We start from the raw sequence: 17,196 nt of genomic DNA, 5'->3' as shown, positions 1-17,196 counted from the left end.
AGGAGGAATACATGGCTTACCGTAAACTAGGACGCACTAGCTCACAACGTAAAGCAATGCTTCGCGATTTGACAACTGACCTTTTGATCAACGAATCAATCGTGACAACTGAAGCTCGTGCTAAAGAAATCCGTAAAACTGTTGAAAAAATGATTACTCTAGGTAAACGTGGTGATTTGCATGCACGTCGTCAAGCTGCTGCTTTCGTACGCAATGAAATCGCATCTGAAAACTATGATGAAGCAACTGATAAGTATACTTCTACTACAGCGCTTCAAAAATTGTTCTCAGAAATCGCACCTCGTTACGCAGACCGTAACGGTGGATACACTCGTATCCTTAAAACTGAACCACGTCGTGGTGATGCAGCGCCAATGGCGATCATCGAATTAGTATAAAATCATCAATTTTGTTGAGTGTTATGATGATGGAGCCTTGTGCTCTTAGTCTAGCTCTGGTCTACCGCTAGGACTTTTGTCCTAGCGGGAACACTCATCATAAGATGATCGGGTAGACGCTTGTTTACGAAATTGTTTTTCTTTTAAGAACAATTTCGTAAGCAGGCGTTTTTTAGTTTTTTTATTGTAAATGTGCTATACTGAGAAAAAAGAAAAATGAAGTTAGAGTGTTTTTCTATGATTTTAAATATGGAGGGCTGATATGAAAGCTATTATAACTGTTGTTGGTAAAGATAAGGCTGGTATTGTTGCAGGTGTTGCAACTAAGATTGCTGAATTAGGGTTAAATATTGATGATATCTCACAGACTGTTTTAGACGAGTTTTTTACGATGATGGCTGTAGTATCTAGTGATGAGAAACAAGATTTTACCTATTTAAGAAAAGAATTCGAAGCCTTTGGCCAGACCTTGAATGTTAAAATTAATATTCAGAGTGCTGCAATTTTTGATGCTATGTATAATATCTAGGAGGTGTTTATGGATATTAGACAAGTTACCGAAACAATCGCAATGATTGAGGAGCAGAATTTTGATATCAGAACAATTACCATGGGAATCTCTCTACTTGATTGTATAGACCCAGATATTGATAAGGCTGCAGATAAAATATATGAAAAGATTACTACTAAGGCAGCGAATTTAGTTACTGTCGGTGATGAAATTGCCGCTGAGTTAGGTATTCCTATTGTCAATAAACGCGTATCGGTAACACCAATCTCTTTAATTGGTGCGGCTACAGATGCGACGGACTATGTACCATTAGCTAAAGCTCTCGATAGAGCCGCTAAAAAAATTGGTGTTGACTTTATCGGTGGTTTTTCTGCTTTGGTACAGAAAGGCTATCAAAAAGGTGATGAAATACTCATCAATTCGATTCCGCGTGCTTTAGCTGAGACAGACAAAGTGTGCTCGTCTGTCAATATCGGTTCAACCAAGTCAGGGATCAATATGACCGCAGTTGCTGATATGGGACGAACCATTAAGGAAACTGCTAGTCTTTCTGATATGGGTGCTGCGAAATTAGTCGTTTTTGCCAATGCAGTTGAAGACAATCCCTTTATGGCGGGAGCCTTTCATGGAGTTGGCGAAGCTGATGTCATTATCAATGTAGGTGTTTCAGGGCCTGGTGTTGTCAAACGTGCTTTAGAAAAAGTTCGCGGCCAAAGCTTTGATGTAGTAGCTGAGACTGTTAAGAAGACAGCTTTCAAGATTACCCGGATTGGTCAATTAGTTGGACAAATGGCCAGTGAAAGACTAGGTGTTGATTTTGGGATTGTTGATTTGAGTTTAGCACCTACTCCTGCAGTGGGGGATTCTGTAGCTCGGGTTCTGGAAGAAATGGGACTGGAAACAGTTGGGACTCATGGGACGACTGCCGCTTTAGCTCTTTTAAATGATCAGGTGAAAAAAGGTGGAGTGATGGCCTGCAATCAAGTTGGTGGACTATCAGGTGCTTTTATTCCAGTTTCTGAGGATGAGGGGATGATTGCTGCAGTGCAGAATGGTTCTCTCAATCTTGAAAAATTAGAAGCTATGACAGCTATCTGTTCAGTTGGTTTGGATATGATTGCCATTCCAGAAGATACACCTGCCGAAACCATTGCGGCTATGATCGCGGATGAGGCAGCAATTGGTGTCATTAATATGAAAACAACGGCTGTTCGCATCATTCCAAAAGGCCAAGAAGGCGATATGATTGAATTTGGAGGCTTGCTGGGAACAGCTCCAGTTATGAAAGTGAATGGTGCTTCATCAGTCGACTTCATTGCTCGTGGAGGTCAAATTCCAGCTCCAATTCATAGTTTTAAAAATTAATAAAAAAGTGAAATGGTTTAAGGTCAATTTAAGGATAAGTAAGTATACTATAATCATTAAATAAAGACCTCCTAACTTTATTTAATAGAAATCCTAAACTTTTTCATAATAATCTCCTACAAAAGTCGCTCGTAAGAGTGGCTTTTGTTTTGTATTTTCAAAAAAAGTAGGAAAATCTCATTTATTCTAGTTACTTTTTTTAGTCAAACCAGGCTAAAACCTTGTCATGATTGGCTTTTTGAAAAATTATGGTATAATAGTAGTAGTTTTATTAGATGGAGTATAATTTTTGAGAAAAAACTTTCGTGTAAAAAAAGAGAAAGATTTCGACGCCATATTTAAAAAGGGAGCAAGTGTAGCTAATCGAAAATTTGTTATTTATCGATTAGAAAACAATGAAAATCATTTTCGAGCCGGCTTGTCAGTCAGCAAGAAGTTAGGAAATGCTGTGACAAGAAACCAGATCAAGAGAAGAATTCGACATGTTCTTATTCAAAATAGTCATCAAATTGTTGATAATGTCGATTTTGTTGTCATTGCTCGAAAAGGCGTTGAAGTACTAGATTATGCAGAAATTGAAAAAAATTTACTTCATGTTTTGAAATTAGCAAAGATTTACCAGGAAGGAAATGAGAGTGAAGAAGAAATTACAATTGACTAGTTTGTTAGGTTTGTCCTTATTGGTAATGACTGCTTGTACAACTAGTGAAGTGTCTGCTGAATCGACAAATTTTTGGAGTAGACTTGTTTATTTTTTTGCTGAAACCATTCGTTTTTTGTCATTTGATGTAAGCATTGGTTTAGGGATTATTCTTTTCACAGTTTTGATTCGAACAATACTGCTACCAGTCTTTCAAACACAAATGGTAGCATCTAGAAAAATGCAAGAAGCGCAACCTCGCATAAAGGAACTACGCGAACGTTATCCAGGTCGCGATATGGAAAGTCGTACTAAGCTAGATCAGGAAACACGTAAACTGTTTAAAGAATTAGGTATTAAACAATCTGCATCATTTTGGCCACTATTGATTCAGATGCCGATTCTTTTGGCTCTGTTCCAGGCTTTATCAAACGTAGATTTTTTGAAGACAGGCCATTTCTTGTGGTTCAATTTAGGTGGGGCTGATACAACTTTTGTATTACCTATTTTAGCTGCCCTATTCACCTTCCTCAGTAGCTGGCTTTCAAATAAAGCTTTGCCTGAGAAAAATGGTGCAATGACAGGTATGATGTATGGGATGCCTGTTATCATCTTCTTGTTTGCAATATCTGCTCCAAGTGGTGTCGCTCTTTACTGGGCGGTTTCAAATGCTTATCAAGTATTGCAAACCTACCTTTTGAACAATCCCTTCAAAATCATTGCAGAGCGTGAAGCGGATGTACAAGCTAAGAAGGATTTAGAAGTTAAGAAAAGAAAAGCTCTAAAGAAAGCACAGAAAAAGAAAAAATAAGGAGAAATCTGATAATGGTATTATTTACAGGTTCAACAGTTGAAGAAGCAATCCAAAATGGATTGAATGAATTAAATATTCCGAGAATGAAGGCTCATATCAAAGTTGTTTCGAGAGAGAAAAAAGGATTTTTGGGACTTTTTGGCAAAAAACCAGCTCAAGTTGATATCGAAGCAATCAGTGAGACGACCGTTGTAAAAGCAAATCAGCAGGCAATCAAAGGTGTTCCAAAAGAAATTAATGATCAAAACGATCCAGTTAAAACAGTTAGCGAAGCGACAGTTGATTTGGGACATGTAGTTGCAGCTATCAAGAAAATTGAAGAAGAAGGCCAAGAAATTTCTGAAGAAGTCAAGGCTGAAATTCTTAAGAATGATAAAGAAGCTAGCACGATTTTAGAAGAAACAGGGCATATTGAAGTTTTAAAGGAATTGCAACCTGATGAAGCTCAAGATGAAGTTGATGTTGAAAAAGACAGTGATTTAGAAAATCTTGGTTTAAAAGTCGAGCCAACTTATGATACTGAAAAGGTTGTTGAAGAAGTCACCAGCTATGTCCAGGCGATTATTGATGATATGGATGTTGAAGGAACGATTTCTAGCACCTCTAACCGTCGTTCGATCAATATGCAAATTGATACCAATGAGCCGGGTCGTATCATCGGTTACCACGGGAAGGTCTTAAAATCTCTCCAACTTTTAGCACAAAATTATCTTTATAACCGCTATTCAAGAACCTTCTATATTACTATCAACGTGAATGATTATGTAGAGCATCGTGCAGAAGTTTTGCAGAGCTATGCCCAGAAATTAGCGACACGTGTCTTGGAAGAAGGCCGTAGTCAGATGACAGATCCAATGTCAAGCAGCGAGCGTAAAATTATCCATCGTATCATCTCACGAATGGAAGGTGTTACCAGCTACTCTGAAGGTGATGAACCAAATCGTTACGTTGTAGTTGACACAGAATAAAAAATGAAAAATCAGGTTTTTCCTGATTTTTTTCTAACTAAAGAAGGAATCAAATGAAAGAAATAAAGGATTATCTCACTTATCAAGGGGAGCAGTATCGGAATCCCGACAAAGCTGGAGATAAAAAGGATAAAATGATTGCCTTGCGTAAAAAAGGGCAGGAAGCACGAAAAAGGTTTACGCAAATAGCCAAATTTTTTCAAGAGAGGCATTCTGATTGGGATTTACATCCAACCAGTCAATGGATGAATCAAGCGCAAAGATTACGACCACATTTCTGGGCTTATCTACAGCGAGAAGGTCAAGTATCAGAGCCAATGATGGCGCTCCGTTTATTCGGAAATCCGCATGATTTTGGAATTTCCCTAGAAGTCAGCTTTATAGAGAGAAAGAAAGATGAAGGAACCTTGTCAAAACAGGCTAAAGTCTTGGATGTGCCGGTGGTTGAGGGGATTTATTATTGGGTTCAGAAAAACGATGAGAGTTATCGAGTGGAGGCTACTGAGGACAATAGACAGCTTTTGAGGCAGCAATTATCCAGTCGGGAAATTCGTAAGGTTCTAGTAAAAGCTGATGTTCCAGTAACCAATGAAGAATCTCTAGCTAAGGTTTTAAATGAACTTGATAGAAGTTTTGAAACATTATTACCTTACTATCAAGCGACTAGAAATTAACCTAATCGGCTGAGTCATTTTATAGTAAATCGTTTTATTGCTATTCTAGGTATTTTTTCATATAATAGTAAAATAGGACACGTGGTATACTTATCACCTCAAAGAGAAAGGAAATTCTATGTCAAATTTATCTGTTAATGCGATTCGTTTTCTAGGTATTGACGCTATCAATAAAGCAAACTCAGGTCACCCAGGGGTGGTGATGGGTGCTGCTCCGATGGCATACAGCCTATTTACTAAAGAACTTCGAATCAATCCAGCTCAACCAAATTGGATCAACCGCGACCGTTTTATTCTTTCAGCAGGTCATGGTTCAATGCTCCTTTATGCCCTTCTTCACCTTTCTGGTTTTGAAGATGTGAGCATGGATGAGGTAAAGAACTTCCGTCAATGGGGTTCAAAAACACCAGGTCACCCAGAATTTGGGTATACTGCAGGGGTTGATGCAACAACAGGTCCTCTAGGACAAGGGATCGCGACTGCGACAGGTTTTGCACAAGCAGAACGTTTCCTTGCAGCTAAGTATAACCGTGAAGGATATAATATCTTTGACCACTATACATATGTTATCTGTGGAGATGGCGACTTGATGGAAGGTGTCTCAAGCGAAGCTGCTTCTTATGCAGGCTTGCAAAAACTTGACAAGTTGGTTGTTCTTTATGATTCAAATGATATCAACTTGGATGGTGAGACAAAAGATTCATTCACAGAAAGTGTTCGTGATCGTTACAAGGCTTATGGTTGGCATACAGCCTTGGTTGAAGATGGGACAGACTTGGAAGCAATTCATGTGGCTATTGAAGAAGCTAAGGCTTCAGGGAAACCATCTTTGATTGAAGTAAAAACTGTTATTGGTTATGGTTCGCCAAACAAACAAGGAACGAATGCCGTACACGGTGCCCCTCTTGGAGCTGATGAAACTGCCGCTACTCGCCAAGCACTTGGTTGGGACTACGAACCGTTTGAAATTCCAGCAGAAGTATACGCAGACTTTAAAGAGAATGTTGCAGACCGTGGTGCTTCAGCTTATGAAGCATGGACAAAACTAGTTGCAGATTATAAAGAAGCTCACCCAGAACTTGCTGCAGAAGTGGAAGCAATCATCGAAGGGCGCGATCCAGTTGAATTGACTCCAGAAGACTTTCCAGCTTTAGAAAATGGCTTCTCTCAAGCGACTCGTAACTCAAGCCAAGATGCTTTGAATGTTGTGGCAACTAAGTTACCAACCTTCTTGGGTGGATCAGCCGACCTTGCTCATTCAAATATGACTTACATCAAAACAGACGGGCTTCAAGACGATGCAAATCGCTTGAATCGTAACATCCAATTTGGTGTTCGTGAATTTGCAATGGGTACTGTCTTGAACGGAATGGCCCTTCACGGTGGTCTTCGTGTTTACGGAGGAACTTTCTTCGTATTCTCAGACTATCTTAAAGCAGCGGTTCGTTTGTCAGCCTTGCAAGGCCTTCCTGTAACCTATGTCTTCACACACGATTCAATCGCAGTTGGTGAAGATGGTCCAACTCATGAACCAATTGAACACTTGGCAGGACTCCGTGCGGTTCCAAACCTTAATGTTTTCCGTCCTGCAGATGCGCGTGAAACTCAAGCAGCTTGGTATCTAGCAGTGAAGAGTGAGACAACACCAACTGCCCTCGTCTTGACTCGTCAAAACTTGACTGTTGAGGAAGGAACAGACTTTGATAAAGTTGCGAAAGGTGCTTATGTTGTCTATGAAAATGCAGCAGATTTTGACACGATTTTGATTGCAACAGGTTCAGAAGTGAATCTGGCTGTTGCAGCTGCTAAGGAATTGGCAAGTCAAGGTGGGAAAGTTCGCGTAGTTAGCATGCCATCTACAGACGTCTTTGATGCGCAAGATGCAGCTTACAAAGAAGAAATCCTACCAAATGCAGTTCGTCGTCGTGTGGCAGTCGAAATGGGAGCAACTCAAAACTGGTACAAATATGTTGGCCTTGATGGAGCAGTTCTCGGTATTGATACCTTTGGAGCGTCTGCACCAGCTCCAAAAGTTTTAGCAGAATATGGATTTACAGTTGAAAACTTAGTAGAAATCGTAAACAACTTGAAATAATAAAGATCAGAGCTTTGCTCTGATTTTTATTAACCTAAAACCAAGGTGTAATCTTGTAAAAACAGTTTAAATTTGATATAGTAGTCTTATCTGAATTACAAAGGAGAAAATACAATGAATCCAAATTTAACATTTGTGATTATGCTTGTAGGGATGTTTGCCTTGATGTTCTTTATGCAACGTTCTCAAAAGAAACAAGCTGAAAAACGCATGGAGAGTCTCAATAAACTTCAAAAAGGCTATGAAGTCATTACTATCGGTGGTTTATACGGTACAGTTGATGAAGTTGATACCGAAAACAGAACGATCGTACTTGATGTAGACGGAGTTTACTTGACTTTCGAATTAGGAGCAATTAGAACAGTTTTGCCAGTTAAAGAAGCTGTCACACCTGAAGGTACAGTTGTCGAAGGTGAAAGTGCGATTGAAGAATAAAACGGGGTGAATCTCATTCCCGTTTTTCTATGAAGATGAGGAATAATGATGAAAAAGATTGTTTTTGTTTGCCTTGGTAATATTTGCCGAAGTCCTATGGCAGAATTTGTTATGAAATCTTTAACCGATGATTATGAGATTGAAAGTAGAGCAACTTCTTCTTGGGAACACGGGAATCCAATTCACGAAGGGACTCAAGAAATCTTTAAATCTCACGAGATTCCTTATGATTCATCAAAAACATCACAACAAATTACTAAGAATGATTTTGAATATTTTGATTATATCATTGGAATGGATGAGTCCAATCTTCTCGATCTGACTCGCATGTGTCCTCAAAGCCAGAAGCACAAGATAGAGGCATTCGCTTCTGAAAGTGTTCCGGATCCTTGGTATACAGGGGATTTTGATGAAACTTATGATCGGGTTTTAACAGGTTGTAAAGCTTGGTTAACACGTTTAGAAAATGAGGCAAAAAATGGATAATTTAAAGAAACTCTATGATAGATACAGCGTCTATATAACACGTCCTCGTTTAGAAATTGCGACAGTAGTGGTCATGGCTCTTTGCGCGATCTTTGTATTTGTAGGGAGCATGCCTAAGCAAGGAGTATTGAAATTGGATGGCGATTCACTAGTATATGATGGAAGTATCGTTCGTGGGAAAATGAATGGCAAAGGAACGATGACTTTCTCAAACGGAGATACCTATACTGGGGAATTTAAAAATGGCGCATTTAACGGTAAAGGAACCTACCAAGCTAAGGAAGGCTGGGTTTATGAAGGTGACTTTGTTAATGGCCAGGCTGAAGGTAAAGGAAAACTGACTACCGAGCAAGATGTTGTCTATGAGGGTGATTTTAAACAAGGTCTCTTTCAACAAACACAATAACCTCCTCTTAGAGGGGGTAGTATACCGCGTATACAGAAAGCGCTTACATGGAAATTAAGATGCTTTCCAATACCTTTTTACAATGAAGTTTGTGAAAAATAAAAATTTTATTGAATTATTCACAAAGTATATGAGCAAAAGTGCATGTGTAGGTGTGTTCAAAACTGTTTTCACAAGCAAATAAAAAAAGTTTGTGAAATTTCTATGAAACTGTTTACAAATCTTGAAGAAAGAGTTATAATAAGATTGTGAAAAAATTAACAAAGGATTTCCGATCCTTGAAAGCTATGGAGGAAAATATGGCTGATAAAAAAACTGTAACACCAGAGGAAAAGAAACTCGCTGCTGAAAAGCATGTCGATGGTTTGGTACAAAAAGCTTTGGTTGCTCTTGAAGAAATGCGTAAGTTGGATCAAGATCAAGTTGACTACATCGTAGCTAAAGCTTCGGTTGCAGCACTTGATGCCCACGGAGAATTGGCTTTACATGCCTTTGAAGAAACAGGTCGTGGAGTATTTGAAGATAAAGCAACCAAGAACCTATTTGCTTGTGAGCACGTAGTAAACAACATGCGCCACACTAAAACGGTTGGTGTTATCGAAGAAGACGATGTAACAGGATTGACTCTTATCGCAGAACCAGTTGGTGTTGTTTGTGGGATCACTCCGACAACTAACCCAACTTCAACAGCAATCTTTAAAGCATTGATTTCATTGAAGACTCGTAATCCGATTGTCTTTGCCTTCCACCCATCGGCTCAAGAATCATCAGCTCACGCTGCTCAAATCGTTCGTGATGCAGCGATTAAAGCAGGAGCTCCTGAGAACTGTGTACAGTGGATTACTGAACCATCTATGGAAGCAACTAGTGCACTTATGAACCACGAAGGTGTTGCGACAATCCTTGCAACAGGTGGTAATGCCATGGTTAAAGCGGCTTACTCATGTGGTAAACCAGCTCTTGGGGTAGGTGCCGGAAACGTTCCAGCTTATGTTGAAAAATCAGCTAATATTCGCCAAGCTGCTCACGATATCGTCATGTCTAAATCATTTGACAACGGTATGGTCTGTGCATCTGAACAAGCGGTCATCATCGATAAAGAAATCTACGATGAGTTTGTTGAAGAATTCAAATCTTACCATACTTACTTTGTTAACAAAAAAGAAAAAGCTCTTCTTGAAGAATTCTGCTTCGGTGTGAAAGCAAACAGCAAAAACTGTGCTGGTGCAAAATTGAACGCTGACATCGTTGGGAAACCAGCAACTTGGATTGCAGAGCAAGCAGGATTTACTGTTCCAGAAGGAACAAACATTCTTGCTGCAGAATGTAAAGAAGTTGGTGAAAACGAGCCATTGACTCGTGAAAAATTGTCGCCAGTTATCGCAGTTTTGAAATCTGAAAGCCGTGAAGATGGTATTGCTAAAGCTCGTCAAATGGTTGAATTTAACGGTCTTGGACACTCAGCTGCCATCCATACTGCTGATGAAGAATTGACCAAAGAATTTGGTAAAGCTGTTAAAGCTATTCGTGTTATCTGTAACTCACCTTCTACTTTCGGTGGTATCGGGGACGTTTATAATGCCTTCTTGCCATCATTGACACTCGGATGTGGTTCTTACGGACGTAACTCAGTTGGGGATAACGTTAGCGCCATTAACCTCTTGAATATCAAAAAAGTCGGAAGACGGAGAAATAACATGCAATGGATGAAACTTCCTTCAAAAACATACTTTGAACGTGATTCAATTCAATACCTTCAAAAATGTCGTGACGTTGAGCGTGTCATGATCGTTACTGACCACGCTATGGTAGAGCTTGGTTTCCTAGATCGTATCATCGAACAACTTGACCTTCGTCGCAATAAGGTTGTTTACCAAATCTTTGCTGATGTAGAACCAGATCCAGATATCACTACAGTTGAACGTGGTACTGAGATTATGCGTGCCTTCAAACCAGATACAATCATCGCTCTTGGCGGTGGATCACCGATGGATGCTGCTAAAGTAATGTGGCTCTTCTATGAGCAACCAGAAGTGGACTTCCGTGACCTAGTACAAAAATTCATGGATATCCGTAAACGTGCCTTCAAATTCCCATTACTTGGTAAGAAGACTAAATTCATTGCGATTCCAACTACATCTGGTACAGGATCTGAAGTAACTCCATTTGCCGTTATCTCTGATAAAGCAAACAACCGTAAATACCCAATCGCTGACTACTCATTGACACCAACTGTGGCAATCGTAGACCCTGCTTTGGTATTGACAGTTCCTGGATTTGTAGCTGCTGATACTGGTATGGACGTATTGACTCACGCGACTGAAGCATACGTATCACAAATGGCTAGCGACTACACTGACGGTCTTGCTCTTCAAGCCATCAAGCTTGTATTCGAAAACCTTGAAAGTTCAGTTAAGAATGCAGACTTCCACTCACGTGAGAAAATGCATAACGCTTCAACAATCGCTGGTATGGCCTTTGCGAATGCCTTCCTAGGTATTTCTCACTCAATGGCTCACAAGATTGGTGCGCAATTCCACACAATTCACGGACGTACAAATGCAATCTTGCTTCCATACGTTATCCGTTACAATGGTACTCGCCCAGCTAAGACAGCTACATGGCCTAAGTACAATTACTACCGTGCAGACGAGAAATATCAAGATATCGCTCGTATGCTTGGTCTTCCAGCTTCTACACCAGAAGAAGGGGTTGAATCTTTCGCAAAAGCTGTTTACGAACTCGGTGAGCGCGTAGGTATCGAAATGAACTTCAAAGCACAAGGTGTTGACGAGAAAGAATGGAAAGAACATTCACGTGAATTGGCCTTCCTTGCTTATGAAGACCAATGTTCACCTGCAAACCCACGTCTTCCAATGGTTGACCATATGCAAGAAATCATCGAAGATGCTTACTATGGTTACAAAGAAAGACCAGGACGTCGTAAATAATTGATTATCAGCCAGAGGCAGGAATTTCCTGTCTCTTTTTATGTAATCAAAAGATTTTTTAGGAATTAGAATGAAATAGAGTAAACGCTTTTAACTATGGTAGCTTAGTAAAGTTAGAGTAATTGAAAAGTATAAAACTAAAGTGAAAATCAACGCCCGCACTTGCAATTAAACTCAAATAGTTATATAATAGGTTTGTTGAAAGGTGATTTGTAGTGATTCAAGTTACTCTTTTCACAATAAAATTTTCATGATTTTCATAAGGAGGAAATCACTAATGGTAGTTAAAGTTGGTATTAACGGTTTCGGTCGTATCGGACGTCTTGCTTTCCGTCGTATCCAAAACGTAGAAGGTGTTGAAGTTACTCGCATCAACGACCTTACAGATCCAGTTATGCTTGCACACTTGTTGAAATACGACACAACTCAAGGTCGTTTCGACGGTACTGTGGAAGTTAAAGAAGGTGGATTCGAAGTTAACGGTAAATTCGTTAAAGTTTCTGCTGAAAGCGATCCATCAAACATCGACTGGGCTAACGACGGTGTAGATATCGTTCTTGAAGCAACTGGTTTCTTTGCTACTAAAGCAGCTGCTGAAAAACACTTGCATGCTGGTGGTGCTAAGAAAGTTGTTATCACAGCTCCTGGTGGATCAGATGTTAAAACAGTCGTATTTAACACTAACCACGATATTCTTGATGGTACTGAAACAGTTATCTCAGGTGCTTCATGTACTACAAACTGCTTGGCTCCAATGGCTAAAGCTCTTCAAGATAACTTCGGTGTTGTTGAAGGATTGATGACTACTATCCACGCTTACACTGGTGACCAAATGATCCTTGACGGACCACACCGTAAAGGTGACCTTCGTCGTGCACGCGCTGGTGCTGCTAACATCGTTCCTAACTCAACTGGTGCTGCTAAAGCAATCGGTTTGGTTATCCCTGAATTGAACGGTAAATTGGACGGAGCTGCACAACGCGTTCCAACTCCAACTGGTTCAGTTACAGAATTGGTAGTTGTTCTTGAAAAGAACGTTACTGTTGATGAAGTAAACGCAGCTATGAAAGCAGCTGCTAACGAATCATACGGTTACACTGAAGATCCAATTGTTTCTTCAGACGTTGTAGGTATGTCTTACGGATCATTATTTGACGCAACTCAAACTAAAGTTCTTGACGTTGACGGTAAACAATTGGTTAAAGTTGTTTCATGGTATGACAACGAAATGTCTTACACTGCACAACTTGTACGTACTCTTGAATACTTCGCAAAAATTGCTAAATAATTTCTGAGTCGATAAAAGCAAGGCCAACTGGTCTTGCTTTTTTTGTATATAGGAAAAAATGAGGCTGGGACAAAAGTCCTAGCCTCTCAATTGTCTTTGGATTGTCGAGCAAGACGCAGTGGTTGAGTGGGCTCTACTAGGCTGATTTCATCAGCTTTTACAGCCCTACTCAACTGTGCGGAGGTGGGACGACGAAATCGAATTATAACGAATGACCGATTTCTGTCCCACTCTCATTTTGTTTTATTTCTCTTTCAAATGTATCTGAGAGTGCGGTAAAGCTTAATTGTTTTAAAGTCAGAGGGTGGCTAAAGGATAGTTTATATGCGTGAAGCATGAGTCTGCTAGTTCTAGAACTTGGATTATAGAGGGGGTCTCCGGCGATTGGATGGTTGTGGTGTGATAGATGAACTCGGATCTGATGAGTTCGTCCCGTTTTCAATCTACAGCGAACGAGACTGGTTTTGTTTTGAAATGACTTCAATCGAGTTACATGGGTTTCAGCATATTGTCCATTTTTGGAGTCAACTATCCGTTTTCTGCGATCATGTCGATTTCGACCGATTTTATCTCGAAAGATAAGTTCTTTAGTCTCTATTTCCCCATCTACCAATGCCCAATATTCACGAGAAATCTCTTTCTTTTCTAATAATCGATTAAGGATAGGAAGGATGAATGGATTCTTAGCAAACAGTACGAGCCCACTTGTCTCCTTATCCAAGCGATGGACAACATAGCAGGTTTGTCCGACATAGGCTGAGACATGATTAAGAAGCGCGATTTCTTCTGGTTGGTTTCCGTGTGTTTTCATACCTTCGGGTTTATTGACGATAATTAAATGTTGGTCTTGATAGATTTCCTCTACAAGTTTGGGATTTCCCCAGACAATTTCTTTTGTAGGATAATCTTCCTCATCGAAAATCAGTTGACACTCATCTCCAGCCTTGATCATTTGATGCCAATGGACTTCTTTTTGATTAACGAGAATGTGTTTCTTGATTCTTAAAAAGTGTCTGATTTTTCGAGGAATTAACAGCTGTTCTTCTAGGAAAAATTTGACGGTCATTTCAGGTAGAGAATCTGGGATTATAAAGGTAAATTTCATACAGATATTGTAACAAAAAATGGTGTGTTTGGACAGGGGAAGCAGCTAAATTCTTGTCTTCCTATAGGGAAGATGATAAAATATACGCATGAAATTAGATACATTATTTGAAAAATTTCTTTCCTTATTTAAGAAAGAAGAATCTGAAATGGAAGAAACAGAGATTAACGAAGTTGACTATGAAGAAAATGAGTCAAGTAATTTAAGACGTTCAAGAGGGGGGCGAAAGAAGGCCAGTGCAGTTGGTCCTGTTCGAAAATTTTGGCGTCGCTATCACTTGACCAAAATTTTTCTGATTCTAGGACTCAGTGCCAGCTTGTTTGTTGGGGTCTATCTATTTGCTTTGGCAAAATCGACAAATGTTACCGACCTGCAAAATGCTTTAAAAACTAGGACCTTGATTTTTGATAGGGAAGAAAAAGAAGCAGGTGCTCTGTCAGGACAAAAGGGGACCTATGTTGAGCTTGCTGATATTAGTGAAGATTTACAAAATGCAGTCATTGCTACAGAAGATAGAAGTTTCTATAAGAACGATGGTATTAATTATGCCCGTTTCTTCCTAGCAATAGTAACGGGCGGGCGCTCAGGTGGTGGCTCCACGATTACCCAACAATTAGCGAAGAATGCCTATCTTTCTCAAGACCAGACTGTTCAGAGAAAGGCAAAGGAATTCTTTTTAGCTTTGGAGTTAACAAAAAAATATAGTAAGAAAGAAATTCTGACGATGTACTTGAACAATGCCTACTTCGGAAACGGAGTTTGGGGTGTTGAAGATGCAAGTAAAAAATACTTTGGAGTTTCAGCTTCTCAACTGACGCTTGATGAAGCCGCAACCTTAGCCGGAATGCTCAAAGGACCAGAATTGTATAACCCTTTGAATTCGATTGAAGATTCAACAAATCGTAGGGATACAGTCTTACAGAACATGGTGGCTGCTGGTTATATTGATAAGGACAAAGAAGCGGAAGCTTCGAGTGTTGACATGGCATCTCAGCTACAAGATGCTTATGAAGGGAAAGTTTCAGACTACCGATATCCATCCTATTTTGATGCAGTTGTTAATGAAGCAATTGAAAAGTACAATCTAACAGAAGAAGAAATTGTGAACAACGGCTATCGTATATATACGGAACTAGATCAGAATTATCAAGCTAACATGCAGGTCATTTATGAAAACACTTCTCTGTTTCCGACAGCAGAAGATGGAACTCATGCTGAGTCGGGTAGTGTTGCTTTAGAGCCAAAAACAGGAGGAGTTCGAGGAGTTGTTGGTCGTGTAGCGGGAGATGATAAAGCTGGCTTCCGAAATTTCAACTATGCAACTCAATCAAAAAGAAGTCCGGGTTCAACTATTAAGCCTTTGGTTGTCTACACGCCAGCAGTTGAAGCTGGCTGGGCTCTTAATAAAGAGTTGGATAATCATACCATGGAGTATGGCGATTACAAGGTAGATAATTACGCAGGAATCAAGACGTCTCCAGAAGTTCCGATGTATCAAGCTTTAGCTGAATCGCTAAATCTTCCTGCAGTAGCGACAGTTAAGGAACTTGGTATTGATAAGGCTTTTGAATCAGGAGAGAAATTCGGACTAAACTTGACGAATGTAGATCGTGTCTTAGGTGTTGCTCTGGGAGGTGGTGTGGAAACGAATCCACTCCAGATGGCACAAGCTTATGCAGCATTTGCGAACGAAGGTTTGATGCCTGAAGCACATTTTATTACCCGCATTGAAAACGCAAGTGGGCAAGTCATTGCTACGCATAAGAATTCTCAAAAACGAGTGATAGATAAATCCGTAGCGGATAAAATGACTAGTATGATGCTAGGAACTTTTACAAATGGTACAGGAATAAGTTCGTCACCAGATGGTTATGTTATGGCGGGGAAAACAGGTACAACAGAAGCAGCTTTCAACCCGGTGTATACAAGTGACCAGTGGGTTATTGGGTACACACCTGATGTAGTCATTAGTCACTGGCTTGGTTTCCCGACTACCGATGAAAATCATTATCTAGCGGGATCAACATCAAATGGCGCCGCTCATATTTTTAGAAGTATGGCAGAAACAATTCTTCCTTATACCCCAGGAAGTACATTTACAGTTGAAAATGCTTATAAAATAAATGGAATTGCTCCTGAAAATGTTCCGAATCAGTCAACTGACAATGGTGGTGGGCAGTCAAATGACTCTATAAATGATATCCAAGGGCGCGCTCGAAATCTTATAGATGAAGCAGAACGAGCAATTTCTGATGCTAAAATTAAAGAAAAAGCTAAAACTATCTGGGATACAATCGTAGATTTATTCCAATAAACCTCGAGTGACAAGAATCATTTCTTGTCATTTTTTGTATCCTGAAAAGACTAAAAAATGTTCTAAAAGAAATATCATAAATTCTAAAGCACAAACTCAGACAACTATAAAAGCAAAATAAAGAATAAAGAAATCTGGAGAGCTTAACACTGATATACTGGATAAGGAAAAGGAGGGTAATGATGTTAGAAAAATATTACCATGAAGTAAAAGCTATCGTGCACAAGTGTCGAAAAGAGTATTACCTACATCTATGGGAAAAAGAAGATTGGGATCAAGAGGGCATGATTTGTCTAAACGAATTATTAGAAAGTTATCCGGAATTCAAGGAAAGAAGGGATAAACAATTCTACACCTACTTCAAAACAAAGTTCCGAAATCGAATTTTAGACGCAGTGCGAAAACAAGAAAGCTATAAAAGAAGATTAGATCGACAAGCTTATGAAGAGGTCAGTGAAATTAGCCACCGATTAGGCGAAGGAGGACTTCAGTTAGATGAATCGTACGCTTTACAAGAAATACTTAAAGGATATCGAGATAGTTTAGGGAAAGACAAATTGGAACTTTATGAGAGATTGATTGCTGATGAAAGATTCAAAGGAAGAAAAGCGATGTTAAAAGAGTTAAGAGATGTACTAAAAGATTTTTCGCCAAAAAGATAAAAAAACAAGTCAAACTAGTTGACAAGATAAAAAAAGTGTATATAATAGAAAGAGTTGAAAAGCTCAAGGTCCGTTGGTCAAGGG

Annotated in this window: 16 protein-coding genes; 15 read left to right on the top strand and 1 reads right to left on the bottom strand. The window is 39.5% G+C overall.

Going from position 1 to position 17,196, the window contains the following annotated elements; all coding sequences use genetic code 11:
* The first annotated feature begins 11 nt into the window (after nucleotides 1-11).
* From rplQ to gap, 13 genes are all read left to right on the top strand, one after another.
* On the top strand, nucleotides 12-398 hold the full coding sequence (gene rplQ, locus ACVC7R_RS05495) for a 50S ribosomal protein L17 (RefSeq protein ID WP_004251124.1): 387 nt from the start codon (nucleotides 12-14) through the stop codon (nucleotides 396-398).
* Between the two features lie 262 nt (nucleotides 399-660).
* On the top strand, nucleotides 661-927 hold the full coding sequence (locus ACVC7R_RS05490) for an ACT domain-containing protein (RefSeq protein ID WP_447263888.1): 267 nt from the start codon (nucleotides 661-663) through the stop codon (nucleotides 925-927).
* 9 nt (nucleotides 928-936) lie between these two features.
* Nucleotides 937-2,274 (top strand): PFL family protein, encoded by a 1,338-nt coding sequence (locus ACVC7R_RS05485; RefSeq protein ID WP_447263887.1) that lies wholly within the window; start codon nucleotides 937-939, stop codon nucleotides 2,272-2,274.
* A gap of 289 nt (nucleotides 2,275-2,563) precedes the next feature.
* Nucleotides 2,564-2,935 carry a ribonuclease P protein component gene (gene rnpA / locus ACVC7R_RS05480; RefSeq protein ID WP_447263886.1) on the top strand — a complete coding sequence of 124 codons (372 nt, stop codon included), beginning with the start codon at nucleotides 2,564-2,566 and terminating at the stop codon, nucleotides 2,933-2,935.
* Nucleotides 2,910-3,725 carry a YidC/Oxa1 family membrane protein insertase gene (locus ACVC7R_RS05475; RefSeq protein WP_447263885.1) on the top strand — a complete coding sequence of 272 codons (816 nt, stop codon included), beginning with the start codon at nucleotides 2,910-2,912 and terminating at the stop codon, nucleotides 3,723-3,725. The genes rnpA and ACVC7R_RS05475 overlap by 26 nt, the downstream gene beginning before the upstream one ends.
* Nucleotides 3,726-3,739: 14 nt before the next feature.
* On the top strand, nucleotides 3,740-4,696 hold the full coding sequence (gene jag, locus ACVC7R_RS05470; RefSeq protein WP_447263884.1) for an RNA-binding cell elongation regulator Jag/EloR: 957 nt from the start codon (nucleotides 3,740-3,742) through the stop codon (nucleotides 4,694-4,696).
* 53 nt (nucleotides 4,697-4,749) lie between these two features.
* On the top strand, nucleotides 4,750-5,370 hold the full coding sequence (locus tag ACVC7R_RS05465) for a ribonuclease P (protein ID WP_447263883.1): 621 nt from the start codon (nucleotides 4,750-4,752) through the stop codon (nucleotides 5,368-5,370).
* Nucleotides 5,371-5,488: 118 nt separating this feature from the next.
* A complete protein-coding gene (tkt, locus tag ACVC7R_RS05460) occupies nucleotides 5,489-7,465 on the top strand; it encodes a transketolase (protein WP_447263882.1) in 1,977 nt (658 codons plus the stop codon).
* Between the two features lie 114 nt (nucleotides 7,466-7,579).
* Nucleotides 7,580-7,900 carry a preprotein translocase subunit YajC gene (yajC, locus tag ACVC7R_RS05455; RefSeq protein ID WP_447263881.1) on the top strand — a complete coding sequence of 107 codons (321 nt, stop codon included), beginning with the start codon at nucleotides 7,580-7,582 and terminating at the stop codon, nucleotides 7,898-7,900.
* 48 nt (nucleotides 7,901-7,948) lie between these two features.
* Nucleotides 7,949-8,386 carry a low molecular weight protein-tyrosine-phosphatase gene (locus ACVC7R_RS05450; RefSeq protein ID WP_447263880.1) on the top strand — a complete coding sequence of 146 codons (438 nt, stop codon included), beginning with the start codon at nucleotides 7,949-7,951 and terminating at the stop codon, nucleotides 8,384-8,386.
* Nucleotides 8,379-8,792 carry a hypothetical protein gene (locus tag ACVC7R_RS05445; protein WP_447263879.1) on the top strand — a complete coding sequence of 138 codons (414 nt, stop codon included), beginning with the start codon at nucleotides 8,379-8,381 and terminating at the stop codon, nucleotides 8,790-8,792. Before ACVC7R_RS05450 ends, ACVC7R_RS05445 begins: the two co-directional genes overlap by 8 nt.
* A 299-nt stretch (nucleotides 8,793-9,091) precedes the next feature.
* Entirely contained in the window at nucleotides 9,092-11,743 is a 2,652-nt protein-coding gene (adhE, locus tag ACVC7R_RS05440) for a bifunctional acetaldehyde-CoA/alcohol dehydrogenase (protein WP_447263878.1), read from the top strand.
* Nucleotides 11,744-12,020: 277 nt separating this feature from the next.
* Nucleotides 12,021-13,031, top strand: coding sequence for a type I glyceraldehyde-3-phosphate dehydrogenase (gene gap / locus ACVC7R_RS05435; RefSeq protein ID WP_447263877.1), 1,011 nt, complete (start codon nucleotides 12,021-12,023; stop codon nucleotides 13,029-13,031).
* 202 nt (nucleotides 13,032-13,233) lie between these two features.
* Here the strand turns inward: gap and ACVC7R_RS05430 are convergent, their stop codons facing one another.
* Nucleotides 13,234-14,136: an RluA family pseudouridine synthase gene (locus ACVC7R_RS05430; RefSeq protein ID WP_447263876.1), complete on the bottom strand. Its 903-nt coding sequence runs from the start codon at nucleotides 14,134-14,136 to the stop codon at nucleotides 13,234-13,236.
* Nucleotides 14,137-14,224: 88 nt separating this feature from the next.
* On the opposite strand from ACVC7R_RS05430, the gene pbp2a reads away from it, so the two are divergent.
* Nucleotides 14,225-16,450: a penicillin-binding protein PBP2A gene (gene pbp2a / locus ACVC7R_RS05425; protein ID WP_447263875.1), complete on the top strand. Its 2,226-nt coding sequence runs from the start codon at nucleotides 14,225-14,227 to the stop codon at nucleotides 16,448-16,450.
* 179 nt (nucleotides 16,451-16,629) lie between these two features.
* Nucleotides 16,630-17,112: a sigma-70 family RNA polymerase sigma factor gene (locus ACVC7R_RS05420; RefSeq protein ID WP_447263874.1), complete on the top strand. Its 483-nt coding sequence runs from the start codon at nucleotides 16,630-16,632 to the stop codon at nucleotides 17,110-17,112.
* The last annotated feature ends 84 nt before the right edge of the window (nucleotides 17,113-17,196 follow it).

The organism is Streptococcus sp. Z554, from assembly GCF_053010305.1.
This window is presented reverse-complemented; position numbering and strand designations above follow the sequence as displayed.

Bases quoted from the DNA above. Each gene is read 5' to 3' on its own strand.
- ACVC7R_RS05485 (WP_447263887.1), top strand. From the start codon at position 937: ATGGATATTAGACAAGTTACCGAAACAATCGCAATGATTGAGGAGCAG.
- ACVC7R_RS05445 (WP_447263879.1), top strand. From the start codon at position 8,379: ATGGATAATTTAAAGAAACTCTATGATAGATACAGCGTCTATATAACA.
- tkt (WP_447263882.1), top strand. From the start codon at position 5,489: ATGTCAAATTTATCTGTTAATGCGATTCGTTTTCTAGGTATTGACGCT.
- ACVC7R_RS05430 (WP_447263876.1), bottom strand. From the start codon at position 14,136: ATGAAATTTACCTTTATAATCCCAGATTCTCTACCTGAAATGACCGTC.
- ACVC7R_RS05450 (WP_447263880.1), top strand. From the start codon at position 7,949: ATGAAAAAGATTGTTTTTGTTTGCCTTGGTAATATTTGCCGAAGTCCT.
- adhE (WP_447263878.1), top strand. From the start codon at position 9,092: ATGGCTGATAAAAAAACTGTAACACCAGAGGAAAAGAAACTCGCTGCT.
- yajC (WP_447263881.1), top strand. From the start codon at position 7,580: ATGAATCCAAATTTAACATTTGTGATTATGCTTGTAGGGATGTTTGCC.
- ACVC7R_RS05420 (WP_447263874.1), top strand. From the start codon at position 16,630: ATGATGTTAGAAAAATATTACCATGAAGTAAAAGCTATCGTGCACAAG.
- ACVC7R_RS05465 (WP_447263883.1), top strand. From the start codon at position 4,750: ATGAAAGAAATAAAGGATTATCTCACTTATCAAGGGGAGCAGTATCGG.
- gap (WP_447263877.1), top strand. From the start codon at position 12,021: ATGGTAGTTAAAGTTGGTATTAACGGTTTCGGTCGTATCGGACGTCTT.
- rplQ (WP_004251124.1), top strand. From the start codon at position 12: ATGGCTTACCGTAAACTAGGACGCACTAGCTCACAACGTAAAGCAATG.
- jag (WP_447263884.1), top strand. From the start codon at position 3,740: ATGGTATTATTTACAGGTTCAACAGTTGAAGAAGCAATCCAAAATGGA.
- pbp2a (WP_447263875.1), top strand. From the start codon at position 14,225: ATGAAATTAGATACATTATTTGAAAAATTTCTTTCCTTATTTAAGAAA.
- ACVC7R_RS05490 (WP_447263888.1), top strand. From the start codon at position 661: ATGAAAGCTATTATAACTGTTGTTGGTAAAGATAAGGCTGGTATTGTT.